This is a genomic window from Ruminiclostridium cellobioparum DSM 1351 = ATCC 15832, from assembly GCF_000621505.1.
Taxonomy (GTDB): domain Bacteria; phylum Bacillota; class Clostridia; order Acetivibrionales; family DSM-1351; genus Ruminiclostridium; species Ruminiclostridium cellobioparum.
The window spans coordinates 38,078-61,276 of the sequence record NZ_JHYD01000040.1 but is presented as its reverse complement, the minus strand read 5'-3'; the positions used below and the strand labels follow the sequence as shown (position 1 = coordinate 61,276).

General features: G+C 40.9%; 25 protein-coding genes and 1 tRNA gene. 2 read left to right on the top strand and 24 right to left on the bottom strand.

What is annotated here, in order from left to right:
• Position 1: 1 nt before the first annotated feature.
• The 9 genes from T344_RS0115490 to T344_RS0115445 all read right to left on the bottom strand — a co-directional run bounded on the left by T344_RS0115490 (position 2) and on the right by T344_RS0115445 (position 7,444).
• On the bottom strand, positions 2–958 hold the full coding sequence (locus tag T344_RS0115490; protein ID WP_027629469.1) for an XkdQ/YqbQ family protein: 957 nt from the start codon (positions 956–958) through the stop codon (positions 2–4).
• Positions 951–1,592 carry a LysM peptidoglycan-binding domain-containing protein gene (locus tag T344_RS0115485; protein ID WP_027629468.1) on the bottom strand — a complete coding sequence of 214 codons (642 nt, stop codon included), beginning with the start codon at positions 1,590–1,592 and terminating at the stop codon, positions 951–953. Before T344_RS0115485 ends, T344_RS0115490 begins: the two co-directional genes overlap by 8 nt.
• Complete coding sequence (locus T344_RS28415) at positions 1,592–3,604, bottom strand: tape measure protein (RefSeq protein ID WP_051571930.1); 2,013 nt, start codon at positions 3,602–3,604, stop codon at positions 1,592–1,594. Before T344_RS28415 ends, T344_RS0115485 begins: the two co-directional genes overlap by 1 nt.
• A 244-nt stretch (positions 3,605–3,848) precedes the next feature.
• The gene (locus tag T344_RS0115470) at positions 3,849–4,277 is read right to left on the bottom strand and encodes a phage tail assembly chaperone (protein WP_004628889.1); all 429 of its coding nucleotides are present in this window, start codon (positions 4,275–4,277) and stop codon (positions 3,849–3,851) included.
• Positions 4,278–4,296: 19 nt separating this feature from the next.
• Positions 4,297–4,767 (bottom strand): phage tail tube protein, encoded by a 471-nt coding sequence (locus T344_RS0115465; RefSeq protein ID WP_004628893.1) that lies wholly within the window; start codon positions 4,765–4,767, stop codon positions 4,297–4,299.
• A gap of 22 nt (positions 4,768–4,789) precedes the next feature.
• Positions 4,790–6,094: a phage tail sheath family protein gene (locus T344_RS0115460; protein ID WP_027629466.1), complete on the bottom strand. Its 1,305-nt coding sequence runs from the start codon at positions 6,092–6,094 to the stop codon at positions 4,790–4,792.
• Position 6,095: 1 nt separating this feature from the next.
• On the bottom strand, positions 6,096–6,290 hold the full coding sequence (locus tag T344_RS0115455) for a hypothetical protein (RefSeq protein WP_027629465.1): 195 nt from the start codon (positions 6,288–6,290) through the stop codon (positions 6,096–6,098).
• Positions 6,291–6,311: 21 nt separating this feature from the next.
• Complete coding sequence (locus tag T344_RS0115450) at positions 6,312–6,740, bottom strand: phage tail terminator family protein (RefSeq protein ID WP_027629464.1); 429 nt, start codon at positions 6,738–6,740, stop codon at positions 6,312–6,314.
• A 248-nt stretch (positions 6,741–6,988) separates the two neighbouring features.
• Positions 6,989–7,444 (bottom strand): hypothetical protein, encoded by a 456-nt coding sequence (locus tag T344_RS0115445; protein WP_027629463.1) that lies wholly within the window; start codon positions 7,442–7,444, stop codon positions 6,989–6,991.
• Between the two features lie 418 nt (positions 7,445–7,862).
• On the opposite strand from T344_RS0115445, the gene T344_RS0115440 reads away from it, so the two are divergent.
• Positions 7,863–8,201, top strand: coding sequence for a helix-turn-helix domain-containing protein (locus T344_RS0115440; protein ID WP_027629462.1), 339 nt, complete (start codon positions 7,863–7,865; stop codon positions 8,199–8,201).
• 426 nt (positions 8,202–8,627) lie between these two features.
• Complete coding sequence (locus tag T344_RS0115435) at positions 8,628–9,260, top strand: peptidylprolyl isomerase (protein ID WP_027629461.1); 633 nt, start codon at positions 8,628–8,630, stop codon at positions 9,258–9,260.
• Between the two features lie 118 nt (positions 9,261–9,378).
• On the opposite strand, the gene T344_RS0115430 is transcribed toward T344_RS0115435, so the two are convergent.
• The 15 genes from T344_RS0115430 to T344_RS0115360 form a co-directional block, all read right to left on the bottom strand.
• Positions 9,379–9,467, bottom strand: a tRNA-Leu gene (locus T344_RS0115430).
• 85 nt (positions 9,468–9,552) lie between these two features.
• Positions 9,553–9,984, bottom strand: a complete 432-nt coding sequence (locus T344_RS0115425) for a S1 domain-containing RNA-binding protein (RefSeq protein WP_027629460.1) — start codon at positions 9,982–9,984, stop codon at positions 9,553–9,555.
• A gap of 102 nt (positions 9,985–10,086) precedes the next feature.
• The gene (locus T344_RS0115420; RefSeq protein WP_004628932.1) at positions 10,087–10,365 is read right to left on the bottom strand and encodes an FtsB family cell division protein; all 279 of its coding nucleotides are present in this window, start codon (positions 10,363–10,365) and stop codon (positions 10,087–10,089) included.
• Between the two features lie 122 nt (positions 10,366–10,487).
• Entirely contained in the window at positions 10,488–11,180 is a 693-nt protein-coding gene (gene yabQ / locus T344_RS0115415) for a spore cortex biosynthesis protein YabQ (RefSeq protein ID WP_027629459.1), read from the bottom strand.
• Between the two features lie 48 nt (positions 11,181–11,228).
• A complete protein-coding gene (gene yabP / locus T344_RS0115410; protein WP_004628754.1) occupies positions 11,229–11,513 on the bottom strand; it encodes a sporulation protein YabP in 285 nt (94 codons plus the stop codon).
• A 129-nt stretch (positions 11,514–11,642) separates the two neighbouring features.
• Positions 11,643–11,882: an RNA-binding S4 domain-containing protein gene (locus tag T344_RS0115405; RefSeq protein ID WP_004628873.1), complete on the bottom strand. Its 240-nt coding sequence runs from the start codon at positions 11,880–11,882 to the stop codon at positions 11,643–11,645.
• A 58-nt stretch (positions 11,883–11,940) separates the two neighbouring features.
• Complete coding sequence (locus T344_RS0115400) at positions 11,941–12,216, bottom strand: HU family DNA-binding protein (protein WP_027629458.1); 276 nt, start codon at positions 12,214–12,216, stop codon at positions 11,941–11,943.
• Positions 12,217–12,305: 89 nt separating this feature from the next.
• A complete protein-coding gene (gene mazG / locus T344_RS0115395) occupies positions 12,306–13,091 on the bottom strand; it encodes a nucleoside triphosphate pyrophosphohydrolase (protein WP_027629457.1) in 786 nt (261 codons plus the stop codon).
• A gap of 397 nt (positions 13,092–13,488) precedes the next feature.
• Positions 13,489–13,938, bottom strand: coding sequence for a single-stranded DNA-binding protein (locus T344_RS0115390; protein ID WP_004628752.1), 450 nt, complete (start codon positions 13,936–13,938; stop codon positions 13,489–13,491).
• A 493-nt stretch (positions 13,939–14,431) separates the two neighbouring features.
• Positions 14,432–14,986 (bottom strand): stage V sporulation protein T, encoded by a 555-nt coding sequence (gene spoVT / locus T344_RS0115385; RefSeq protein WP_027629456.1) that lies wholly within the window; start codon positions 14,984–14,986, stop codon positions 14,432–14,434.
• Positions 14,987–15,177: 191 nt separating this feature from the next.
• Positions 15,178–16,284 carry a peptidylprolyl isomerase gene (locus tag T344_RS0115380; RefSeq protein ID WP_027629455.1) on the bottom strand — a complete coding sequence of 369 codons (1,107 nt, stop codon included), beginning with the start codon at positions 16,282–16,284 and terminating at the stop codon, positions 15,178–15,180.
• A gap of 85 nt (positions 16,285–16,369) precedes the next feature.
• On the bottom strand, positions 16,370–19,894 hold the full coding sequence (gene mfd, locus T344_RS0115375) for a transcription-repair coupling factor (RefSeq protein ID WP_027629454.1): 3,525 nt from the start codon (positions 19,892–19,894) through the stop codon (positions 16,370–16,372).
• An 11-nt stretch (positions 19,895–19,905) separates the two neighbouring features.
• Positions 19,906–20,466: an aminoacyl-tRNA hydrolase gene (gene pth, locus T344_RS0115370; protein WP_207641845.1), complete on the bottom strand. Its 561-nt coding sequence runs from the start codon at positions 20,464–20,466 to the stop codon at positions 19,906–19,908.
• Positions 20,467–20,891: 425 nt separating this feature from the next.
• Positions 20,892–21,851 (bottom strand): ribose-phosphate diphosphokinase, encoded by a 960-nt coding sequence (locus tag T344_RS0115365; RefSeq protein WP_004628821.1) that lies wholly within the window; start codon positions 21,849–21,851, stop codon positions 20,892–20,894.
• A gap of 40 nt (positions 21,852–21,891) precedes the next feature.
• The gene (locus T344_RS0115360; RefSeq protein ID WP_027629452.1) at positions 21,892–23,079 is read right to left on the bottom strand and encodes a DapH/DapD/GlmU-related protein; all 1,188 of its coding nucleotides are present in this window, start codon (positions 23,077–23,079) and stop codon (positions 21,892–21,894) included.
• Positions 23,080–23,199: the final 120 nt, after the last annotated feature.

Sequence of the window (23,199 nt, the reverse complement as noted above, 5' to 3'; positions counted from 1 at the left end):
ATTAGGCAATGAATTCCCCTCCCCTCAAGGTTAAGTCCATAGTGTGCTGATTGCCGTTGAAAGTATGTTTCACCGATTCAACCATCATATAACTCTTCAGGTTTATGTCCCCAAGTGCCAGATCAACGGCAATAATACTGCCCCCTCTGACGCGTATATCTCCAAAAGCCCCTGAAACAGAAAGATTTCGTGTTTTCTGGTTATAGAGGGAAAGCAATGCTTCCGCTTTGGCTTTACCATTGGTTTTTTCGTCTATCGATTCATAATATTGCAGTACACCCCAGGCCTCGACCCTATTGCTGTCCTCAACCAGGTATATGTCACGGGTATTTGCTTTTTCATTGTTATAGGACAGTTTAATTTTGTTATAGGTTTCACCGTCGATTGAAGATGTGTAATCGAAATCCTCTGCTGTATTTTTATTAATGAGCAGCGGAAGCTTCAATGCTTCTATATTCCTCAGTGTCAATTTGCCAAAATCGTCATAGAGGACATACATTTTTTTAGTGTTCTGAAGTGTCAGATCCAGAGCCGTTTGAATCATATCAAACAGGGTCTTGTTATCCTCAAGGCGGCTTTTTATTACATAGGCAGTATTTTCGATTACACCTGTTTTCAGCCGGAAATCCTCTGCAATTTTTTTCACAAGTCCGCCTGCGGTCAGATTTTCATAATTATAGGTATCCTTGTTTTTCAGATACCTTAGCTGGTCGTAGGCTGTGACCTTGATGGTTCCGTCCTTGTTTCTCCTTTTTGTAAAAACATAACCGTAAAAAACATCCTTGTCGTCCACCTGCATGAGCACAAGGTTTCCCTCCTGAAAGCTGATGACATTATCTTTTACAACAGAAAACTCAAGCTTTCCGGGAACACCCTTCCTTGCTGTCTCCCAGGTGATTCCTTCCTCTACAAGGGGGGCATAAAGTGTTTTTCCATTCTGTATGATCAGTTTAGGCAAGCTTTATCACCTGCCCTACTTTGATCATATTTGCATTTTCAATATCATTTAACTTGGCTATTTGAGGATATTTTGAGCCGTCACCCAGGAACCTTTTGCATATTGCCCACAGGGTGTCCCCTTGTTTAACTGTATATGCTGTTACCGCATCCTTCTTTTGGGCAGAATACGGTCTATACTGCTTAAGCCGCACAGGTATTGTCAAATCGAAACCGTTTGCCGCATCTTCAATTATGCTGTATTCTTCCAGAGTTACATCCATATCAACCTTCGTTTCAAATAGCTGAATATTGTCGGGAGTATACCGGTCAATCCTGAAATGGAAAGGGGCCGACCTCTTTTTTAAGTTTTCAAACAAATCCAGATATACACTTGCCTTAATAATTTTTTCCGGATTATCCTCATTGTAGTTGAGAATAAACGGGGCCTTTTTATTATCATAAACGGCAAAAGGATACTTTACCTGCGGTATTAATAATTCAAAGCTGAATTCAGTGAGTCCGGGAGGCTTTATAATATTAATCTCATTCCCGTCAATGAGGTTCAGCGTGCTGTTTTGATTTTTTACCTTCATTTCAATCTTTGACGGGGCAACCGGCATCAAAATGTCATCCATATAAATCGAGTACGCCATTAATAATGCACCCCCTCTGCAGCTACTGTCATTGTCTCATAGATTTTTTGTTCCATATAGGAAACCACACCATCCAAATCCAGATCGGAGTTGACGTTATTGGTTATTCCACCCATACTCACGCTGATTTCAGAGGTTGTAAATTTGTTTATTGCTTCCCGTTCGGCAATGTCTCTCATATAAACCAGGTTTTCTTCGGCTATATCCATGGAGTTTTTCATTGAGCCGGTATTTGCCGCGGTAGCAGCCAGATTTGCAGCGTTTGCTTCATTGGTGGTTCCGCTGTCACTGAATGCAGCTGCGGTATATTTCTTACCAGGATCTTTATCCTTTGCATTTTTTGCAGCTTCATCCCTGAGACTTGCGATTTCCTTTTCTCTTTCAAGTTTATCGGAAGCAGCTTTTAAGGTTCTATCAAATATATCTTTTTGGTGCTGTCGCTCAGTTTCAGCCACCTTCCTTCTCTGATCGACCAGTTCTGCTTCTCTTGCCATTTTTTCAGCATCATTTTTTTCTCTGGCATCCTGTCCGAAAGTTACTTTCTCCAGAGGATCAATATGCACTTTTGGGAGATGATTAAGTGCACCTATTAATATATTTATTAAATCAATACTCCCGTTTACCATATCCTGAAGTATTGTAAGCACCCCGACCTTCATATCACCGAAAAAGTTCTGTATACCCACACTTGCCGATTTTATCCCCAGCATCATATTATTCCATAGATCTATTACCCAGTATACTCCCGCGAAAAATGCTATCTTTACAATGTCCCACGCTGTTATAAGGGCATTGACAACCATCAGCCAGGCGACCTTTATGCCTCCCACAGACTGAATCCAGTAAGCAATCAGCGCAATAACAGCTCCAATAGCCAAAATAATCCAGGTCAGCGGGCAGGCCAAAAAAGCCAGGTTCATTGCCAGCTGGGCAATTGTCACGGCGGCTACGGCACCAGCTATCCCCCAGAAAATCGGTTCAATAACCGACCAGTTATCATATATCCATGTTGCGGCATTGGCCACTGCCTCAAGTAAAGGCCCGAATGCTTTGGTCAGTGTATCATTTATTAAAGTTCCAATCTGGGCAAACGTTGCCGGTATTTGCTGAAACTTATTATTTATGTCATCAGCCGAATTATACATGGCGTTTTTCAGAACATCGTCAGATATTCCGGGACCGGCTGCCAGCTGTTCCTGGGACTGACCCGTATATCTGGTCAAAGCCTGTGCAAGCATTGGAGACTGTTCCATTAATGCATTAAGATCATCTCCCTGTAATTTACCTTTTGCCATAGCTTCACTAACCTTATTTATACTCTGGGCCGCCTCTTCGGCCCCCAACCTACTGAATGCCTTATTCACAAGTTCTGTAAAATAAATAACCTCGTCATTGGTTTTGAAATCATCCTTTGAGGTTTTTGCCAGTTTGGCAACGGTGGAAAGTGTCTCATCAAATCCGCTCCGTGAGCCTTGGGCTGCCGAATATACTCTTTGGCGAAGCTGATCGGATGTCTCACCGTTTTGTGCAATTGATTCCAATTGATAATTCTGACGGGCATATTTATCCGTCTTCTCCATACCGGCCTGGACTGAGGGCCAGAGGTCCGACACCGCGCCTCTCGCCTTCTCCATAAAACCACTGAACTTTTCTGAAAAACCTTGCGGCTTGTTTTTCACCTCAGCGGCTGACGTGGTTTTGTCGGCAGTTTTGATGGCTGTTTCGGAGGCTGACTGCATTTTTTTAAAGCCGTCGACAACGGTATTTATTGATTCAATAACACCTGAAAGTTCTTTTGTTAACTCTTTTACACCATCAGGTTTCATACCCAGGTTTAGCTCAAAGTGCAGATTTTTGGTACGCTGTGACACACTATTTATCGTTTTGTTTACAGTACTGTTAATGGTATTATTAATGGTTTTACTTAATGTATTGTTTATTGTTTTATTTATTGAATTAAGCACATTTGCAGATCCATTTGTTAAACTTAGGGCATTTGCAATTGTTGCCATATCTTTTCTCACCAGCCTTTATACATTAAGGAGGCACCCCTTCGAGTGCCTCCTGTAAAAGTTTATCATTTCCGTTTTGCCTTGTTTCTGCTCATTTCCTTCCTGTCCTTCTCCAGCTTGATCTGTATGGCTGCAATAATAAAAGCCCTCTCTTCTCTTGGAAGGCTCAGAAACTGACCGGGCATCATATGAAATTTATGAAGACAATAGTATGCAATATTGGAGTCGCTATCGCCTTCATTTATCAGTTTTTTGCTTCGTCCACCAGTTCTTCCATTGTAACGTCAAAACCGTTCACTTCCTGGATCTTGGCAAGATACTCGGCATATTCGCCGGGTTTGAGCATGGTTTTAAGCAGGGAATCGGCTCCCATGCAGCCGTAGCTGTTCTGAAGCTCGGCATTATTTAAATTTGGATAAACTGTACACCTGGCGGCAAGCTTGCCGAGATATGCGTTATAATCGGTTTCAGGCGTAAACTGACCTTTTTTTCCCGGGACCTGCACCTTTCGTGTGCATGCCTTTCTTATATCCTCATCCTCTTCGGAGGTAATGCCGCAGATTTCCCACTCAACAGGTTTTCCCGACTCATCGACAAATCTTTTTGACGCAACAAATTTAACATTTTCATTTTCCAAAGCATTCTGTTTTAAAAAAGCACTGAGATTGTTCATTGTTTACTCTCCTTAAGCATTATCTTTTCATTCCCGGAAGCACATCAAAGGATTCCTTTATTTCAAAATCTTCAAAGGTAAAATCCATATCCTCATCCAAATACTCTGCGTCTGCATCAAATTTAGTGAGAATTCCTCCATCCATATTGCAGTCTTTCAATATGACCGTCTGTCTTCCCGCACCTGAACCGGGATCTTCATTGGTTACCTGGATATCAAAATATACATCCTGTCCGGTTTTTTTGTAGTTGGCCAACAACTCTCTGAAAATAGAAGTATTGTAGTGGAAGGTGGCCGAGCCGGTTCCTTTCCAGCCTGTTGCCTTGTTGCCCTTTCCCGTTCTTCCGAGAATAGGCACTTCACTCTTGGTTTTTTCAATACTTGCCTCAAGATTTATTGCCTGCATAAAATTGTATCTTTCATCACCGATAGATATAAAGCATTCTGCCAGCGACGCGCTTATGGCGTCTTTTGCATTCATGGTCTGCATAATTTTAATCCTCCTTTAAAAATTATTGTACAATAGTAGTCATATAGAGCTGTTCCATCGCATTTGTTACTGTTACGGCATCCTGGATCACTACCGCCTTTTTATCGTCTCCCTGGGAGATCACAACATCCTCGGGCTTAAAGCTTTCTATGGCCCTGATCTTCTCAAGCTCCTGATGATGCCTGACGATATCATTCCACAGGGATATTCTTCCGGCCGCATCATTAGGCACATTTCCGCAGTATTTCGTATTGAAAAGGACAGCGATATCGTTTGCAATCTGATCCAGAACTCTGACGGTCTGATTGCGGCTGAAGTCACTATTTTTTTCTTCGGTAAACGACGTATAACTGTTAATATCGGTCAGGACACGTACATTGTCACCAACCCTGTGAAGTATGAATTTACCCCCATTAATAGCAGCCTCAAGCTCACTTTGCTTGAAATCCACATTTACTTTGAACTCTCCGTCATATACCTTGTTGGTATTGCTTCTGTTCACCGTACACCCTGCTGTAACTCCGGTTACCCAGTAAACCAGCGAAGCAGGATTTGCATCCTCCTCCACGTCATTATGCAGGTTGATGACACCTTCGAAATCTCCCGCCGTCCTGTATAGAACAGTCTGGAACTTCACTCCCACATCATTTCTCATCCTCTTTGTAAACTGGACAAACAAACCGGTTATTTCGGCTGAGGTTGACAGGCAGCCAAGAGTATTAAAGGAATAGGCTTCGATTTTGTCCAGGAAGGTCTGGTATTCAGCTCCTGTAACAGCTTCTCCGTTGGTGCCGCCTGTTAAAGGTGTACCGCTGGTCAATGAAATGTCAGCTTCAGAAATAAAATCTACAAAGTCATTGGACTTTAATTCCGTCATAGCCGAAACAGTCTGGGAATCCACTTTTGTTGCTCCCACCAGGGTCTGAACATCGTACATACTGTCATTATCCACATTTTTGGCAATAACTATTTTGATGTCATTTCCTCTTATACCTGAATATTTAGCTGTGGCATATGTACAAGCAGCCTTAACTCCGTTATTCAGTCTGTAGAAATATCCCGTTCTGATATTTTTGAACAAATCTCTCAGACCCTTTAATTTTTCATGTGTGTAGCTGTAGCCAAAGATCTTAAGTGATTCCTTTTGAAAATCTGCGGCTTCAACCTTGAATACGCTGCCCTCAACGCCCCAGTCAAGAATCAGCGGCATGGCTGCGTATCCTCTCTCACTCAATGCTGCCGTGGCTTTGGCAGCACTTACAAAATTAATGTAGCTTCCCGGCAGAACCTTGTTCTGCGTTAAAAATGTTCCTCCTCCAAGTGCCATATTATTTCACCTTTCCTTTCATAAATTTATTTATTAAAATGTCAACCTCTTCAAAGCTGTACAGCCTGTCATCAGCAAGCAGTACCTTGACCAAATCCCTCTGGTGCCGGTATTTTTTGCTTGAAACAAGCTGCTCCTTCGAAAAGGTTGTTGTTTTAACCGTTTCGGTTTTCTTGTTACCTATGCTAAAAGTCATCTTAACCTCCATGTGCCCCTTTTATTCATTCTTAATTCCGCTGCTGATTTCGGCACTTCCCATAGTATCTGCAGCTTCATCCTGCCTGTAGACGTAATAATTGTAATTAACATAAAAGCGCAGAATCCCGTCTGCCGCCTCACAGTTCATTTTAGTTCCCCTGTATAGGTCACCGTCTGCCGTCACATACTCCAGAATTTCATTCAGTCTGTCTATCATGTCATTTATTTCAGCTTTCCTTCTGTCTGTTCCGGGATGATATTCAACAGTAAATTGCTGTTCTCTGAAGCATCTTCTTCCAATCATCTTTTTTTGATTGGAGGTACGCAGAAAAATAAAAAAACAAGGAATATCCAATCCTTGCTCCTGCACTTCCTTGTAGATAGTGAAACCTTCACCCAGTTCTTCACCGAGCTTTGATGCAATTGCATCAATTATTGAATTGACCATAAATAAACCTCCCACTGCTAAATAACTTTCTGCCTTTTCTTCCCCCTTTCCGAATACCTCAATGAACTCACCTCCTTAACAGCCCGCAAGTTTTTATACCGGACATAATTCTTTACGGTACAATCTTACATCATATGGACTGGTATTGTTTGGTATACTTTTGAGAATAATAAAAAATTTGAACAGAAATAATTTCCGCTCAAATCTTAAATATTAATCCGTATAAAATAACATAATCTTTTACGATACTATCTTACATCATATATGCTGGTATTGTCTGGTATACTTTTTATAAACTTATCATGTTTCTTTCTGACTGTTTCCCATGAATAACTCATACACTCGCCGGTCTGTTCCCAGGTCAGTCCGTCTATATACCTGTAAGTCAGGATCTGCCTCACATTACTGTCCTGTATGCCTTCAATGTACTTAAACGCACTGTTTACCTTTTCCATAAGATTCTGTGTCTTCGCCCTTATTTTCTGTGCCATCTGATTTCGTTGTTCCAGGCATTCCTCCGACATTTCTTCACGGCCTATGATGGTAAATGTCCGGGGCAGAAACGGAAATTGTGCCATACTTCCCTTTACTTTATCCGTAACAATGGATTCATTGTCACCATAGCTTAATTCCTGCAGTTTTTGCCTTAATAAATTTATCTCTTTTTTTAAATGGTTTATTTCTGTCAGCTCCTGTTTTATCATAATACTCTCCTTTACTATTCTCAAACGGAGTTGGTTTCTCCATTCAGGAACACAAGACGCATAATACTGTAAATACTTTTTTGTTACCATGGGCCCAGGCATCCCTTTATCATATTTATTATTCATATGCAATCAGCTGCGAAAGATCTATCCTCAAACCGAAAACAATATGCATCCACCGGGTAAGCCTGCATTGCCGCATGTTTTATTTTTGAGCCTGCTGCACATTTAATCAGCAGCTCATTTCATCGGGCCTGATCCAACATATTTAATTGTCGCATTTCGGGAACGTTATAATAATATCATGCCATTTATTGGATGTCAATATGATTTTCTCCAAACGGAAACTTTTTATTTACATTTGGAGACATTATATATATAATAAACTTGTTACGACTTATATAGGAGGTTTTTACAAATGGCAACAACCAACGAACGGATAAAGGAGTTGAGGATTTTATCAGGATATTCAGTTGACGAGTTTGCAAAGCTTCTGGGTGTTCATAGAAGCTCGGTGTACAGGTATGAAGGTGAAAATGAAAAAGAGGCCAGAGATTTACCTATCAGCATCGCAGTTCTCATATCAAACAAATTTAATGTCAGCCTGGATTGGCTGGCTGGAATATCAGGCACCATGTATCTGGAGCAATCTACAAATAAGATGACTGAGATTTATGAATCATTAAATGAGGAAAACAAGAAGGAATTATTCAACTATGCAAAATATTTATTGACAAAACAGGAGCAGCTTGTTTAAACCGTTTATCCAGTAAAAATAAAGCTGCTGCTGCAAAATGAGCCAATTAAAAATCATTGATTTTTCTCATGGTGCACAAGTGGTCTGTAGTATTTAAATATATATTGTCCGGCGGGAAAAATTCTCCCATAACCAGGCGGAGGAGGACGGTATAATCCCTTTATTCCAACTGACGAAAACACAGTCCCGGGGAAAATTAATCTTCGGCAATGTATGAATTCAGATGTTACAGACCAATTGTACTCTTTTCACATGTGTTGTGAAGTCTGTTATTTTGCGGCACTCCATTTATTTTTGCAGTCCTCATGGATAAGTCCTGATGACCCTGTATACTTATTTTTTAATGAATTATTTATGAATTTTATAGACGTTTACAATTAAATCGGTATAATTATAATAACTTTTATTTTTTTACGGAGGCATAACATGATTAAAGGCACTTTTAAGAAACTTATATCAGTGTTAACAATTTGCATTCTTCTTGTGGTTTCATCCGGCTGTTCCGGCAAGGAGGCAAAGGATGTCAGCCGGGAAACCCCGGATTTATCCGGCCATCCTCAAGTGCAGATCGAGATGGAAAGCGGAGACAAGATGGTATTTGAGCTCTATCCCGAATACGCTCCCGAAACAGTAAGTAATTTTGTAAACCTTGTAAATGAGAAGTTTTATGATGGGCTTACCTTTCATCGTATTATTAAAGGTTTTATGATTCAGGGAGGTGATCCCAACGGCAACGGAATGGGAAGTTCAGACAAAAAAATCAAAGGAGAATTCAGTGAAAACGGCTTTACGCAAAATACCCTGAGCCATACCCGGGGAGTTATTTCAATGGCCAGAAGCCAGGATCCGGATTCAGCCTCCTGCCAATTCTTTATAATGCATGATGACCAGGCTGCTCCTCAATTGGACGGAAAATATGCCGCTTTCGGTAAACTGATCAGCGGTGAGGAAACTCTTGATAAGCTGGCAGACACTCCGGTAACTATGGATGAAACAACGGGTGAAGTCTCCCAGCCGGAAGAAAAGGTTGTGATAAAATCCATCACACTTTTAAAATAGTAGAGCTTATATAAATGGTATCGCAAAACAGGCAATTATTACAGTTTGGCGATACCATTCATTTTTTGTCACTATGGCTGCAATTAAAAAATGCTACCAAACATTTGTTTGATAGCACTGGTGCCGAAGACCGGAATCGAACCGGTACGGGGGGTTAACCCCGCAGGATTTTAAGTCCTGTGCGTCTGCCAGTTCCGCCACTTCGGCACGGATTAATTTCGGCGACTAGCTTATTATAATACTATAGGTATGTCAGTGTCAACACCTATTTAATTTATAATTATATTTGGATTTAATATTGGGCAGATTTTCTGTACCCGCTGTTTCCGCGTTTTGAATCCATACTTTTCTTGAGATCATGTAGCTTTTCGTCACTATCTTTCATAAACTTCGCCAGGCGGTCTTCAAAGGATACATTATCGGCAGAATTTTTAGAACTGTTCCATTCAACTTCCATAGGGGCTTTTGACGCGAAAACAGGAGGCTTCTGATCGCAGGCCTTCTTTATTGAGAGACTCACTTTGCCATTTTGATCAATAGTTAAAACCTTTACTTTAACTAACTGATTTTCTTTTAGATGGGAACTTATGTCTTTAACATACTCCTGAGCAACTTCAGATATGTGAACTAAACCTGTTTTGCCTTCGGGTAACTGGATAAATGCTCCGAACGCAGTTATTCCGGTAACTTTACCCTCAATAATCTGACCAACTTCAAGCGGCATAAAATAAGAAATCCTCCTAATTTTGACCCGTTATAATACTCCTTTGGATAACACTAAAACAATTCGATTATATAGTATATGTCGCTTACAGTCAAGCAGTAGTTACTTGTTGGTATCTACGTAAATTTTCTCACCATCTTTTACATAGCCCAGCTTTTCTCTGGCGATTTTTTCTACAAACTCGTCAGAATTTATCTGTGACTTTTGCTTTGTAAGCTGTTGCTTTTTAACGGTTTCGTTATGAATATTTTTTTCCAGCTGTGCATACTGTACTTTTCTATCTTCAATACTGGCCTGCTGATTATAAAAAGTATAACCAAAATAACAAACTGATGCTATTAATATCAATGTCCAGACATTAAATTTATTTCGTTTCTTCATATACTACCTCTCGGATTACCCATCTTTTGTAAATATCTTATAATACGCAGCTATTGTCTATATCTATATTCTATGCAAAATAAAAAAATCCTTCTGCTCCTTCATAATTTTAACTATTTTAGCTATGAGACTTTTGTTTTGTCATTTTTGTCAGCCTTTTTTGATGGTTTCTTTTTCTTTCGGACTCTTTTATGCCTTTTGTTGTCCTCATCAGATTCTTTGATTTTCCCTCTTTTCCCGGAGCTGCCACCTTTGCGGGGTAACTTGCGCAGCTTTTTCCTTGCCAGTCTCCCTGCCTTTACTTTTAAAGCCGACACCTTTTTCCCGACACTGTGTGTTTTTCCCTTTATATCAGCTTTTCTAAAGATTTTTACAAATCCTCTGCCAATAAGTTTGAAAAGCTTCATTATCAATCCGGCAATAAAGATTACAGGAATTGATAATATTTTATACAACAGTTTAAAGGGATAGCTCAAAACCATCCAGATAAACCGGAATACTTTCTTAATAAAATTTATGATCATCATGGATGACTTTATAATAATGTTACTTAACAGAGATTCGTAAAGTATAACGCCGATTACATTGCCAATAAATATAAATCCCCGCATCTGTCCGCTATTGCTGTTATAAACCGTTATAAACAGCAATATGGCTATTATGAGCCAATATAATATGTCCTCCAGACCGACAAAAATAACACCTGTTTTAATGGCCCTTCTTTTTATTCTTAAAATATCATAAAGAAAAGCCGCAATTGCTCCGGCTAAAATTGCATATAGAAATATGTAAACCTGTTCAACTATAAGTATCATCTGGTATACCTGCAAACCCTTACATAATAATAATTTTATGTTAACAGCCTATTTAAACATTTTGCCAAAGAACGACTTTGACTTGGTATTTTCACCATCATTATATTCCAATGAAAAAATATCACCCTCAACAACCAATTCATTGCTGTCAAGATTAAGTTTATTTATATGAAGATCTGCTCCGCGGATCACCAGAACTCCGATATCGGTTACCGCAATTATACTTTCTTCATTAAAGCTCTCCACGTCAACAACTCCTGAAACACTGAGCCTTTCACGGTTTTCAAGTATCAAGGTCTGATTTTTCGGTTTAACGGTTTTCTTCTCTTCCATTTAAATTCCTCCTTATAAATATTAAATAGACTAGCCCCCGCTTACTTAATACATATGCGCCAAGGTGTTAAAAAATGTTTTACAAAACAAAAAAACCGGTTTTAGAAACTAAAACCGGTTTTTGGCTGACTATTTTAAAATGTACATTTCCCTTGCATCATCCTTGGTTACATGTTCTGATACCCGGGTAATTTCAATTGTGGTAATATTGCTGCCAAATTGAATTTCGATTATATCCCCCACCTTGACTTCCGAGCCAGGCTTGGCAACTTTGTCGTTGATCCTGACTCTGCCCTGCTCGCATACTTCGTTGGCAACAGTCCTTCTTTTTATCAGCCTGCTTACCTTCAAATATTTGTCTATTCTCATAATGACCCCCATTCCGCTGTCAGCAGCGGTAGATATATTAACAAAAACACCTGCTCAACTATTTATTGAGCATTTCCTTCAGGTCCTTACCGGCTTTAAAAGCAGGCACATTACTTTCAGGAATATCTATCTCTTCCATTGTCTGCGGATTTCTTCCCTTTCTGGCGGCTCTCTTTTTTACCTCAAAGGCTCCGAAACCCACCAGCTGAACCTTGTCATTGTTTACAAGAGCCTCTTCGACACTTTCGATCAGAGCACTCAATGCCTTCTCAGAATCTTTTTTTGACAGGCCTGATTTTTCGGCCATACTGTCAACCAACTCAGTTTTATTCATAGCAATTCCTCCCATATGGTTATTACACTATGATTTTAACCATTTTCACGGCGTTTATTCATTTTTTGTATCTGCCGGGCTAAAACCACCTATGCCTGTGCCTTTTCCTTGGCTTCCACCCATAGAGCTTCCATTTCCTCCAGGCTCATCTCATTAAGTGTCCTGCCCTGTTCTGCCGCCCGTTTTTCAATATACTCAAACCTTCCTATGAACTTGTCGGTGGACTGGGTCAGGGAAAGTTCCGGATGCACCTTTAAAAACCGTGACAGGTTGACTGCCGAAAAAAGCACATCGCCGAATTCTTCATCAATGCCCGACTTGTTTTGTTTATTATACTCTGCCTCAAGTTCATCTATTTCTTCCCTGAGCTTGGCGAAAACATCTCCCGGGTTTGTCCAGTCAAAGCCAACCTGTGCGGCCTTTTGCTGAACCTTGTAGCTCCTCATGAGTGCCGGCAGGTTTCTTGGTACACCCTGCAATACAGAAGTCTGATTGGTTACGCCCTTTTCCTTCTTTTTGATTTCTTCCCAGTTCTTAAGCACCTGGCTTGAGGTTTCGGCAGTCACGTCGCCGAATACGTGGGGGTGCCTGTGTATCATCTTATCACATACCCCGTTTATAACATCCTCGATATTGAAATCACCGTTTTCCTCTGCTATACGGGCATGGAACACTATCTGCAAAAGCACATCCCCCAGTTCCTCGCACATCCGGGCTTTATCCTCCAGATCCACTACTTCCAGGTATTCATAGGTTTCTTCGATCAGGTACTTTTTAAGACTCTCATGGGTTTGTTCCCTGTCCCAGGGACACCCGTCCCCGCTCCTTAAAAGTTTCATTATATCTATCAATCTCTCCAGTTTTCCGCTGTTCATTTAATCCTTGTATGATATAGTCACAGTCAGCAACTATATCATATGCTCCTTTCCAGAATATCATTTATATACGCTGTTTTTATAAGCCATAATTGATTGTTCCATAACTTTATTCAGTATAATAACCAAATGTTTCTCCGGTTATTATACTACTTCTTTCAAGACACAACAATAATACTGTTTTAAAACCGGAATAATTAAATAGATATTAAAAAGTACTGCAATAGTGTTCGGTATCAACGGATGCTCACAAAATACATGCCTGAAATTGCCGGCTGAAACACTTTTGCTTCACTTGCAATTCAGACATGTACTTTTAATGGAGCTTACATTTATTAAAGTGTACTTCCGCACTATACTCAATAGTAATATTTCATTTATCTCATTTTATGCCTGGTTAAAATTCAGTGAGTACCTCCTGTTCCGACTGTTCCGAAGTATCTTCTGCAACCTCATTCTCTTCGTTTGCAGCGTCATCCTCCTCACAGCCTGGAGTCTCCTGGCAATCATCGGCATCAGCCTCTCTGTACTTTGCATCCGCAAAAAAGACTTTATCCGCTATAACCTCGGTAACGTAGTGCTTGTTTTTTTGTTCATCCTCCCACATCCTGGTATGTATATTCCCCTGGAGAGCTATCCTGTGCCCCTTCGCAAAATATTTGCCGGCAAACTCGGCGGTTTTTCCCCATACGACAATCGGAATAAAATCTGTTGACTTCTCGCTCACTCCCTTTCTGGCATCACGGTCAACAGCCAGCACAAAGGAACCCACTGCCTTCACTTTTTTAGTGGTGTAACGCAGCTCGACATCCCGTGTCAATCTTCCTACCAGACTAACATTATTCATATAATCCTCCTTTGCCCCAAAGTTTGGGGCCTGTTTAATTTATTACAACTCATAAAATCATCTCATAAACTTTAAGAGACAATAAAATGGCTCAGTAACCGAAATATGTGTATCTCTGCTGATATGTAACCGAAAAAACGGCTGAAAAAATACCGGCTCACCCTGATGTGTACCTGGAAAGGCATCTGAAAAATATAGATTATACCGGTATGTAACCGGATAAAAAATGATTAAAAAACCGGATTAAAACCGTAATAAAACTGAATTTAGAATAATTAATTACCTGTGAAATCTATCGGCGGAACTGCCGTGAAAAATAAATAAGTTTATACCATAATTATACATATCAGGTCATTTATTGTCAACACCTTTTATTCTCATATCACAGCAGTCCCGGAATAATAAATGGGAAGACTGCCTTAACAATCTTCCCCATTTGCTTTGAACTTCATATTCACAACTGAATTATAAAATAACCTATCGAATTAATTACTTATTGTTCCATTTGTCTTCCTAAAAAGCCTGCAGCAGATTGAGCAAGCTTTGCTTCAACTTCTCCCATCTTAACATTTGAATCTGTAGAAAGCATGATTACGGCTCCAATCGGATCGCCTTCGGATATTATTGGAGAAACAACCTGTGAGGTATACTTTCTTTCTCCGTTTTCATCTGCCAATATTGTAATTGCCTTTTCCTCCGGAGACTTAATAAGTAACGTTGTTTTTTCCTCAATAGTTTTCTCAACATCACTGCTCAGCTGTTTTTCCAGAAATTCTTTTTTGGATGCACCTGAAACAGCAATGACAGTGTCTCTATCAGTAATACAGGTAATGTGCCCGCTGGTCTTGTGAAGCGATTCGGCATACTGTGTTGCAAAATCACTAAGTTCACCAATAGGGGAGTATTTCTTTAAAATAACCTCTCCCTCTTTATCAGTAAAAATTTCCAGAGGATCACCTTCCCTGATTCTTAAGGTCCTCCTTATTTCTTTTGGTATTACAACTCTTCCTAAATCGTCTATACGTCTAACTATTCCAGTTGCTTTCAAATTATATTACCTCCTTAATAGGTTATTTTAGTCATAGTATTGTAAACTTGATGATTTTTTATACATTATTGGAAAGGGAGGATTAAATATTAAATAGGAATTTATAAAATTTTCATATGCTAAAAATGCACCTCCAAAAGTAAATTAATATCTTTTGGGGTGCATTTCAGATGTTATTTATTTTAATTGTATTATATTCCGTAGAGGCTCTTATCAGTCTTTACAATAGCGCCTTCATTGGTCTTAACCGCATACTTGGAATCTTTTTTGAATTCATCAAGCTTTTTGGAATATTCCTCTGTCTGTCTTTGTTGTAAAAGTGACGGCTTTATACTCTCCTTTAAGTCATCGAAAGAAGTTTCGGTACGCTTGTGGAACTGCATTACATGATATCCGATCTGGGTTTCCACCACATCGGAGTCCCCTTCTTTTCTGGCATCATCAAAAGCCCACTTTTCAAATTCAGAAACCATTTCGCCTCTGCCAAAGGTGTATTCACCCTCATAGCCCGGGCTGTCCTTGGTTGTAACTGCAGGTTTGTCTTCTGAAAATTCAGTTGCCAGTTTCTTTATATCCTCTCCGGCTTTTATCCTGGCAAGGATATCATCGGCTTTCTTTTTGGCTTCAGCCTTTTTACCTTCACTTACAGGCGCATTGTTATCGTCCACGGTTTTGAAAAGGATATGTGTTACGGTAACTTTGTCAAAATTCTTTTTATTTTCATCATAATATTTTTTGACATCTTCATCTGATACTTTTACGTCTTTTAACAAATCAGCCCGGTATTTTTGTGTCAGGGTAAGGTTTCTGTATATTTCCTTCAGCTCCGACAAAGTGATACCGTAATCAGCCTTTACGCCCGCTTCAGCAGCATTTCTGCTTCCGTACTGGGTGATTTGCTGATTTATTGCATCATCAACATTTTTCAGATCGGTGGCATCAAGCTTTATGCCGGCATCTTTTGCCTTAATAAGCTGGATCTTGAACTCCTGGATATTTTCCAGTGTGCTCTTCTTTACCTGATCTTTTGCAGTCTCTGTTCCGACCTTCGTATTCCACTTATACTGCTCGGGGGTTGAATTGATACTATTGCTTGATAAAAATTGAGACATATTAAACTTTGTAAAAAAAGTATACTCATATTTCGTTATTTTCAAATTATCAACAGATGCTACATTTACCGCCCAAGGCTGGAGTACAAAGAGAATCACTGCGGCTATTATAACTACCGCTGCCACCGCCAAGCCTATTATAAGGCCTTTCGATTGCTTTTTTACACTTGCATTTTCATTTTCCAAAGGTAATCGCTCCCCGTTTTATATTAATAATTATGCTTGTACAACCCGTACTTGTTAAAATGCCCTTGTAATCAATTATATTCAATTATTCAGTATACTGCAATTTAATAATGTCATGTAACAAAATCTTAATATTTGCCAGAATTTCTCTCCCGGCCACATTGCTAAGTCTGAAGGTTATATATGGATTGCTGCTTGCATTGAACATAATCCTTCTGGGGTATTTATCCATGAGCTTTCCAAGATACATGGGCAATGCGGTTGCAGACTTGCTCAATTGAAAAATGACCGTTTCGTCCTTCTGAGAGATATTTGTAAAACCGCACTGTCTGGCCAAAACTTTTATAAATGCGATATCCATCAGACTTTCCACTTCTTCGGGAATGTCTCCGTATCTGTCGATCAGCTCATCTTTTATATCTATTACATCATTTTCATTCTGTATATTTGCGATCTTTTTATACATGTCAATTTTTAGTTCTTCCGAACTAATGTAATCATCATCTATATAAGCGCTTACATTGAGGTCGATTGCCATTTCCTCATCAACGGGGCCCACTGAGTCCCCGCTTATCTCATGAACGGCTTCCTCCAGCAGTTTGCAGTACATCTCATAACCCACCGTTTCCATGTGCCCATGCTGCTCCGGCCCCAGAAGATTACCCGCTCCCCTGATTTCCAGATCGCGCATGGCTATTCTGAAGCCCGAACCGAATTCGGTGAATTCCTTAATTGCCTGCAGCCTCTTTTCGGCCACTTCCGACAGGGCCTTATCCTTCCTGTAGGTTATATAGGCATAGGCCAGCCTGTTTGACCGTCCCACTCTCCCCCTGATCTGATAGAGCTGTGAAAGCCCCATTCTATCCGCATCCTCCACAACAATGGTGTTTACATTGGGCATGTCAAGTCCGGATTCTATTATGGTAGTACAAACCAGTACGTCATATTCACCGTTTATAAAGTTGTACATCACATCTTCAAGCTCTTTTTCATTCATCTGTCCGTGTGCCGTTGCAATCCTTGCATCAGGCACCAGTCTCTTCAGCTCATCCGCCTTTAACTCAATTCCCCTGACCCTGTTATAGAGGTAAAATACCTGCCCGTTTCTGGCAAGCTCTCTCACAATGCCGTCCCTTATGAGCTCTGTATTATGCTCCATAACATAGGTCTGAACAGGGTATCTTTCCTCCGGCGGATCTTCAAGTACGCTGATATCCCGAATTCCCACCAGGGACATGTGAAGGGTCCTGGGAATGGGTGTTGCGGTAAGTGTGAGAACATCCACATTGGGTTTGATGGTCTTTAGTTTTTCCTTGTGGGTTACGCCGAAACGCTGCTCCTCATCCACCACCAGCAGTCCAAGGTCCTTAAATTCGATATCCTTCTGCAAAAGCCTGTGGGTTCCCACCAGGATATCCACATTTCCGGTTTTGACCGACTTTACGATCTTCTTTTGTTCGGCTGCCGTCCTGAAACGGCTCATAACATCCACCGTAACGGGGAAATCACTCATCCTCTTTTTAAAGTTTTCATATATCTGCTGGGCCAGTATTGTCGTTGGAACAAGGTATGCCACCTGCTTGCCGTCCATTACTGTCTTGAATACCGCTCTTATTGCTACTTCGGTCTTGCCGTAGCCCACGTCGCCGCATAACAGTCTGTCCATCAGGCGGGGGGACTCCATATCCTTTTTTATCTCTTCAATACACTTCAGCTGGTCATCTGTCTCATCATAGGGGAATAATTCCTCAAACTGCCGCTGCCATACCGTGTCTGTAGAAAAAGAATGTCCCACTGCCGCCTGACGCTTTGCATACAGCTTTATAAGCTCCCCTGCCAGCTCCCGCAAGGACTCCTTGACCCGGCTTTTGGTCTTTGCCCATTCCGAACCCCCAAGCTTATTCACTTTGGGAGCCTTTCCCTCAGTTCCGATATACTTCTGAATGAGATCCAGCTGATTTGTGGGAATATATAAAAATGCCCCCTCCTGATAGCGTATTTTCAGATAGTCACGTTTTATCTCTCCCACAACAAGCTTTTCAATACCTATATACTGTCCTATTCCATGAGCTTGATGCACCACAAAATCTCCCACATTCAGGTCGGAAAATGCCTTTATTTTTTTACCGTCGTGTTTTGAGCGGGCCTTTTTGATCCTCCGGTCCTGTCCGAAAACCTCTTTGTCACTGATAACCACAAAGCCTGCGGTAGGGTATTCGAAGCCCTTCTGCAAACTGCCCCGGGTTACCACAATTTCCCCCTCCTGGATATCCTTTTCATAACTGTCGGAGTAGTTTGAGATTATGTCATTTGTGGCCAGCGTTTCCACAAGCCGGTGTCCGCGTCCGCTGGGGCCTGAAAGTACAACGATCTTATAGTTTTTGCCCTTTAGCATATCTATATCGTTTACAAGCAGTTCCATGTGATTTTGATAGGAATTTCCCGATCTGCAGGGTATGGAAATCTGGCTTGCAGGCCTCAGCATTGAGTTGTTCGAGGTTATTGCCGCCATGGTGACCGCTCTGAATGTCTTGATAATATCCAGGATACCGTCAAAACTGTGAGTCCACTTTACCCCTACAGGCAGCATCGAACCTTTCTCAAGCATGCTTTTAGCCAATTCGTCCTGCTCAAGTACGATATTTTCTATTCTCTGTGAAATTCTCTGGGTTTCATCAAGAATTACCATTGAGTCCCTGCTTACATAGTTTAAAATAGACTGCGGATTCTCAAGTATATACGGGAGATACCGGTCAATACCGGCAAAATAATGGTGTTCAACAATATTATCAATATCTTCGTTTACCCGCGCTGTAATATTGGCGGCAATCTGATTATTGCCCTTTTTGTTCAATTTATTTGCATAGTCTTTTAAATCCTTTTTTATCCTTGCTATGATGCCATCCTTGGAACCCTCCTGGTATACAACATCTCTGGCAGGTGTGATGACACATGCATCGGCCGCATCGGTCGACCTCTGTGTCGCTTCATCAAAATATCTTATGGAGTCCACTTCGGTGTCAAAAAGTTCGATACGAAGAGGGTGTTCATTGTTTATTGCAAATATATCAATAATTCCGCCCCGGATGGCAAACTGAGCCTTGCCTTCCACAATATCAACTCTTTCATAGCCATACAGCACAAGCTTTGATATGAGCTCCTCCAGGTTCACTTCCTTACCAAGTTCAATGTTGACAACTCCGCTCCTGAACAGTTCCACAGGGGATATCATCTGTATCAGGGCTTCAGCAGACAGAACAAGTACTTTATAATCGGCCGTCATACATCTGAGCAGGGTTTTTACACGTTGATAAACAAGGTCATTGCTCCTGGCCTCGACATTATACAACATGGTTTCCTTTGCCGGGAAGAACACAACCTCCTCCCCCAGGAAGAGCTGAAAGTCCTCAAATGCCCTCCTGGCCTGCATTTCATTATAGGTAATGAACAGACCCCTGGCCTGCATATGTGTCAGCAGGGAGAAAATTATATGAACTTTTTGAGAGTCTGACGGTCCTATTACCGAAACAGGGCCGGTTTCTTCCCTTATGGCCGAAAGCAGAGTATTATATTCACTAAGTTTTAAAAGAGGGTCCGCAAATAAATTCATTTTTTCCTCCATTACTTGTTAAAGCTGTTCATTGCCTTTTCCACACCGGTCCGCACAACGGTTAATGCGGCTTCTGCCGCTTTCTCAATGCTTCCGTTAATTACTTCCCTGTCTTCCTTTGAGAATTTGCTGAGAACATAGTCGGCAAGATCCCACTTCTCGGGTGCACGGCCTATTCCAATGCGGATTCTCGGGAAAGCATCCGACTGAAGCTGATAAATTATTGATTTCATTCCGTTATGAGTACCCGAGCTGCCCTTGGGCCTTACCCTGATTTTTCCGGGTTCAAGGTCGATATCGTCATAAATCACCAGCAATCTTTCCATGGGCAGCTTGTACCAGGCGGCAATGTCCCGGATGCTTTCGCCGCTGAGATTCATAAAGGTCTGGGGCTTGAGCAGAATGACCCTGACACCGTCAACATCACCCTCACCGTAAACTCCCTTAAAACCTATTTTTGATAATCTTATATTTAATTTACCCGAAAGGTAATCAATTGTATCAAAACCTACATTATGTCTTGTATTATCGTATTTTGATCCCGGATTTCCCAAACCCGCGATTAAAAATATTTCTCCCAATGCTGCCTCCTGTCCGAGTGCGCCGTGCCGTCAAGCACACATCCTATTTTTATTTATTAACCCTCTATTGACAATATACAACACGCCTCGCGCCGGCTATTTTGTCACTTTTCTCTGTTGTCGTCCTTGGCTTGCGACAAGGCAAAGACACGCCGAAAGGCTTTATGCCTTGCAAGCGGCTTCAACGCAGCCGCAGGGCAAATTCACCACTCAAAAACGTATTGTACATTGTTAATATAGGGCATGCATCCATGTTTAAAAGGGCGGTTCCAAAAACCGAACCGCCCTGAAAAATTATTCCATCAATAATTATTTTAGTAGTATAAACTCAATTTGTAAAATATTTTTTTAGCTTCTAATTTTAACTTCTAAAATTCACTGTCAAAATATTACGGTAAATAAATATGACTGAAAAATTATATTTGAGTAAAAAGAGTGCTTATGGATATGTCCCCATAAATTCTCTCAATAGCTTCGGCAAATACACCTGCAACCGACAAGGCTGTTATCTTGCCTATTTTCTTCTCCTCATTAAGGGTAATTGTATTGAGCACAACCATTTCCTTAATATCAGAATCTTGAATCTTCTGTATGGCAGGACCCGACAAAACCGCATGTGTACAGCTGGCGTATACTTCCTTTGCGCCCGCATCCATCAATGCATTCGCACCGTTCACTATGGTTCCTCCGGTATCAATGAGGTCATCTACCAGCACACATCTCTTGTTTCTGATATCACCGATTATGTTCATTACTTCGGACACATTGGCCTTGGGACGGCGCTTGTCGATAATGGCCAGCGGGCAGTCAAGTCTCTCCGCTATTTTTCTTGACCTTGTAACGCTTCCCACGTCCGGGGAAACCACAACCACATCATCCTGCCCGGCAAACTTCTCCTTGAAGTATTCCGCCAATATGGGAAATCCAAGTAAATGGTCAACCGGAATATCAAAAAATCCTTGAATCTGCGGAGCGTGTAAATCCATGGTCAATATTCTGTCGGCTCCCGCAATAGTTAAAAGATTTGCAACCAGCTTTGCCGATATTGGATCCCTTGCTCTGGACTTTCTGTCCTGCCTTGCATAACCGAAATATGGTATAACGGCGGTTATTCTTCCGGCCGAAGCCCTCTTCACGGCATCAATCATTACCAGAAGCTCCATCAGGTTATCATTTACAGGCTGGCAGGTGGATTGAATAATAAATACGTCGGAACCTCTTACTACCTCCCCGATGTTTACTGCCGTTTCCCCATCACTGAAACATCCAACACTGGCAACACCTACAGGTATTCCTATTTTCTCGGCAATTTCGTTTACCAACTGCCTGTTGGAGCTACCTGTAAATATCTTTATGTCCTTACCATGCAAATTCATTTCAACTCTCCTTTTATCACTCTGTTTATATTTATTTTTTTTATTTGCGCTTCATATCTTTCCTTATTACCCAGTCTTCCTTTATTACCTGGCGTTCTCTTGCGATTGCAAGGGAATTTTCAGGCACTTCCTCAGTAATAGTAGAACCTGCTGCTATATATGCATCTTTATGCACAACTACTGGTGATACGAGATTTGTATTGCATCCGATGAAGGAATTATCTCCTATTATGGTTTTGTTCTTGTTTTTACCGTCATAATTGACAAACACAACACCACAGCCTATGTTGACATTTGAGCCTACCTCTGCATCTCCTACATAAGTCAGGTGTGATATTTTAGTTTTGTCCCCGATTACAGACTTCTTGATTTCAACGAAATCTCCAATTTTGACCTTGCTGCCCACCATACTTCCGGGTCTCAGGTATGCAAACGGCCCAACATGGGTATCATCGCCGATGGAACTGTCAAATGCAACCGAATTGGCTACTTCAACCTTGTTTCCAATTTTGCAGTTTGAAATTCTTGAGTTGGGTCCGATTATACAATCCTCTCCAATGGCGGTATTACCTTCAAGTATGGTATTGGGAAGGATTGTTGTATCCTCTCCGATGCACACGTCCGCATCTATGTGGGTTGATGCCGGATCAACAATGGTAACTCCCGAAAGCATTATTTCGGTGAGAATCCTTGCTTTTAATTCCGAAGCGGCATCCGCAAGGGCTATCCGGTCAGTTACAACCAGAAACTGGTAATGGTCTTCTGTTAAAATTTCATTGGTATTTTTTGTAGATAGAAAGCTATGCTTTAATACTTCCCTAGAAAGGTTGGAAACACCCGGTTCATTGAGTTTATTGAATAATTCTTTTCCGTTGAAGATGTAAATGGCTGCTTCACTTAAAGAATCCGACCCGCTGTCGGTAAAAACCGCTGTGGCGTTACTGCCTTCCTCTTTATGCCTGTTCAGGAGTTCTCTGAAGGTATCGGCCGTTATCAGCGGCTGGTCGGCCCAGTTTATGATAACCAATTCGGCGTCGCTTACCAGATGCCTGCATTTTTCCAGTTCCTCAAATGTAATGGATTGTATGTCCGCCGTTATCTCGGTCATGCCAGAGGCCGACCACTGCTGAACACTTCGTCCCAATACATTATGGCTTTCCTTCAGACTTTTGGATTTAAAAGCACTATTATTGTTGTCGGAAATAGTTAATCCCAAAATTTTTTTCATTGTCAAAGCCCCCACTGTATTTTACAGGTTATATTCTCTCATTTTTAATGAATAATTTCAACCATTAAGAATAATAAAATACCTCTCATATTATTTATTTATCTTGTATATTATTTTTAT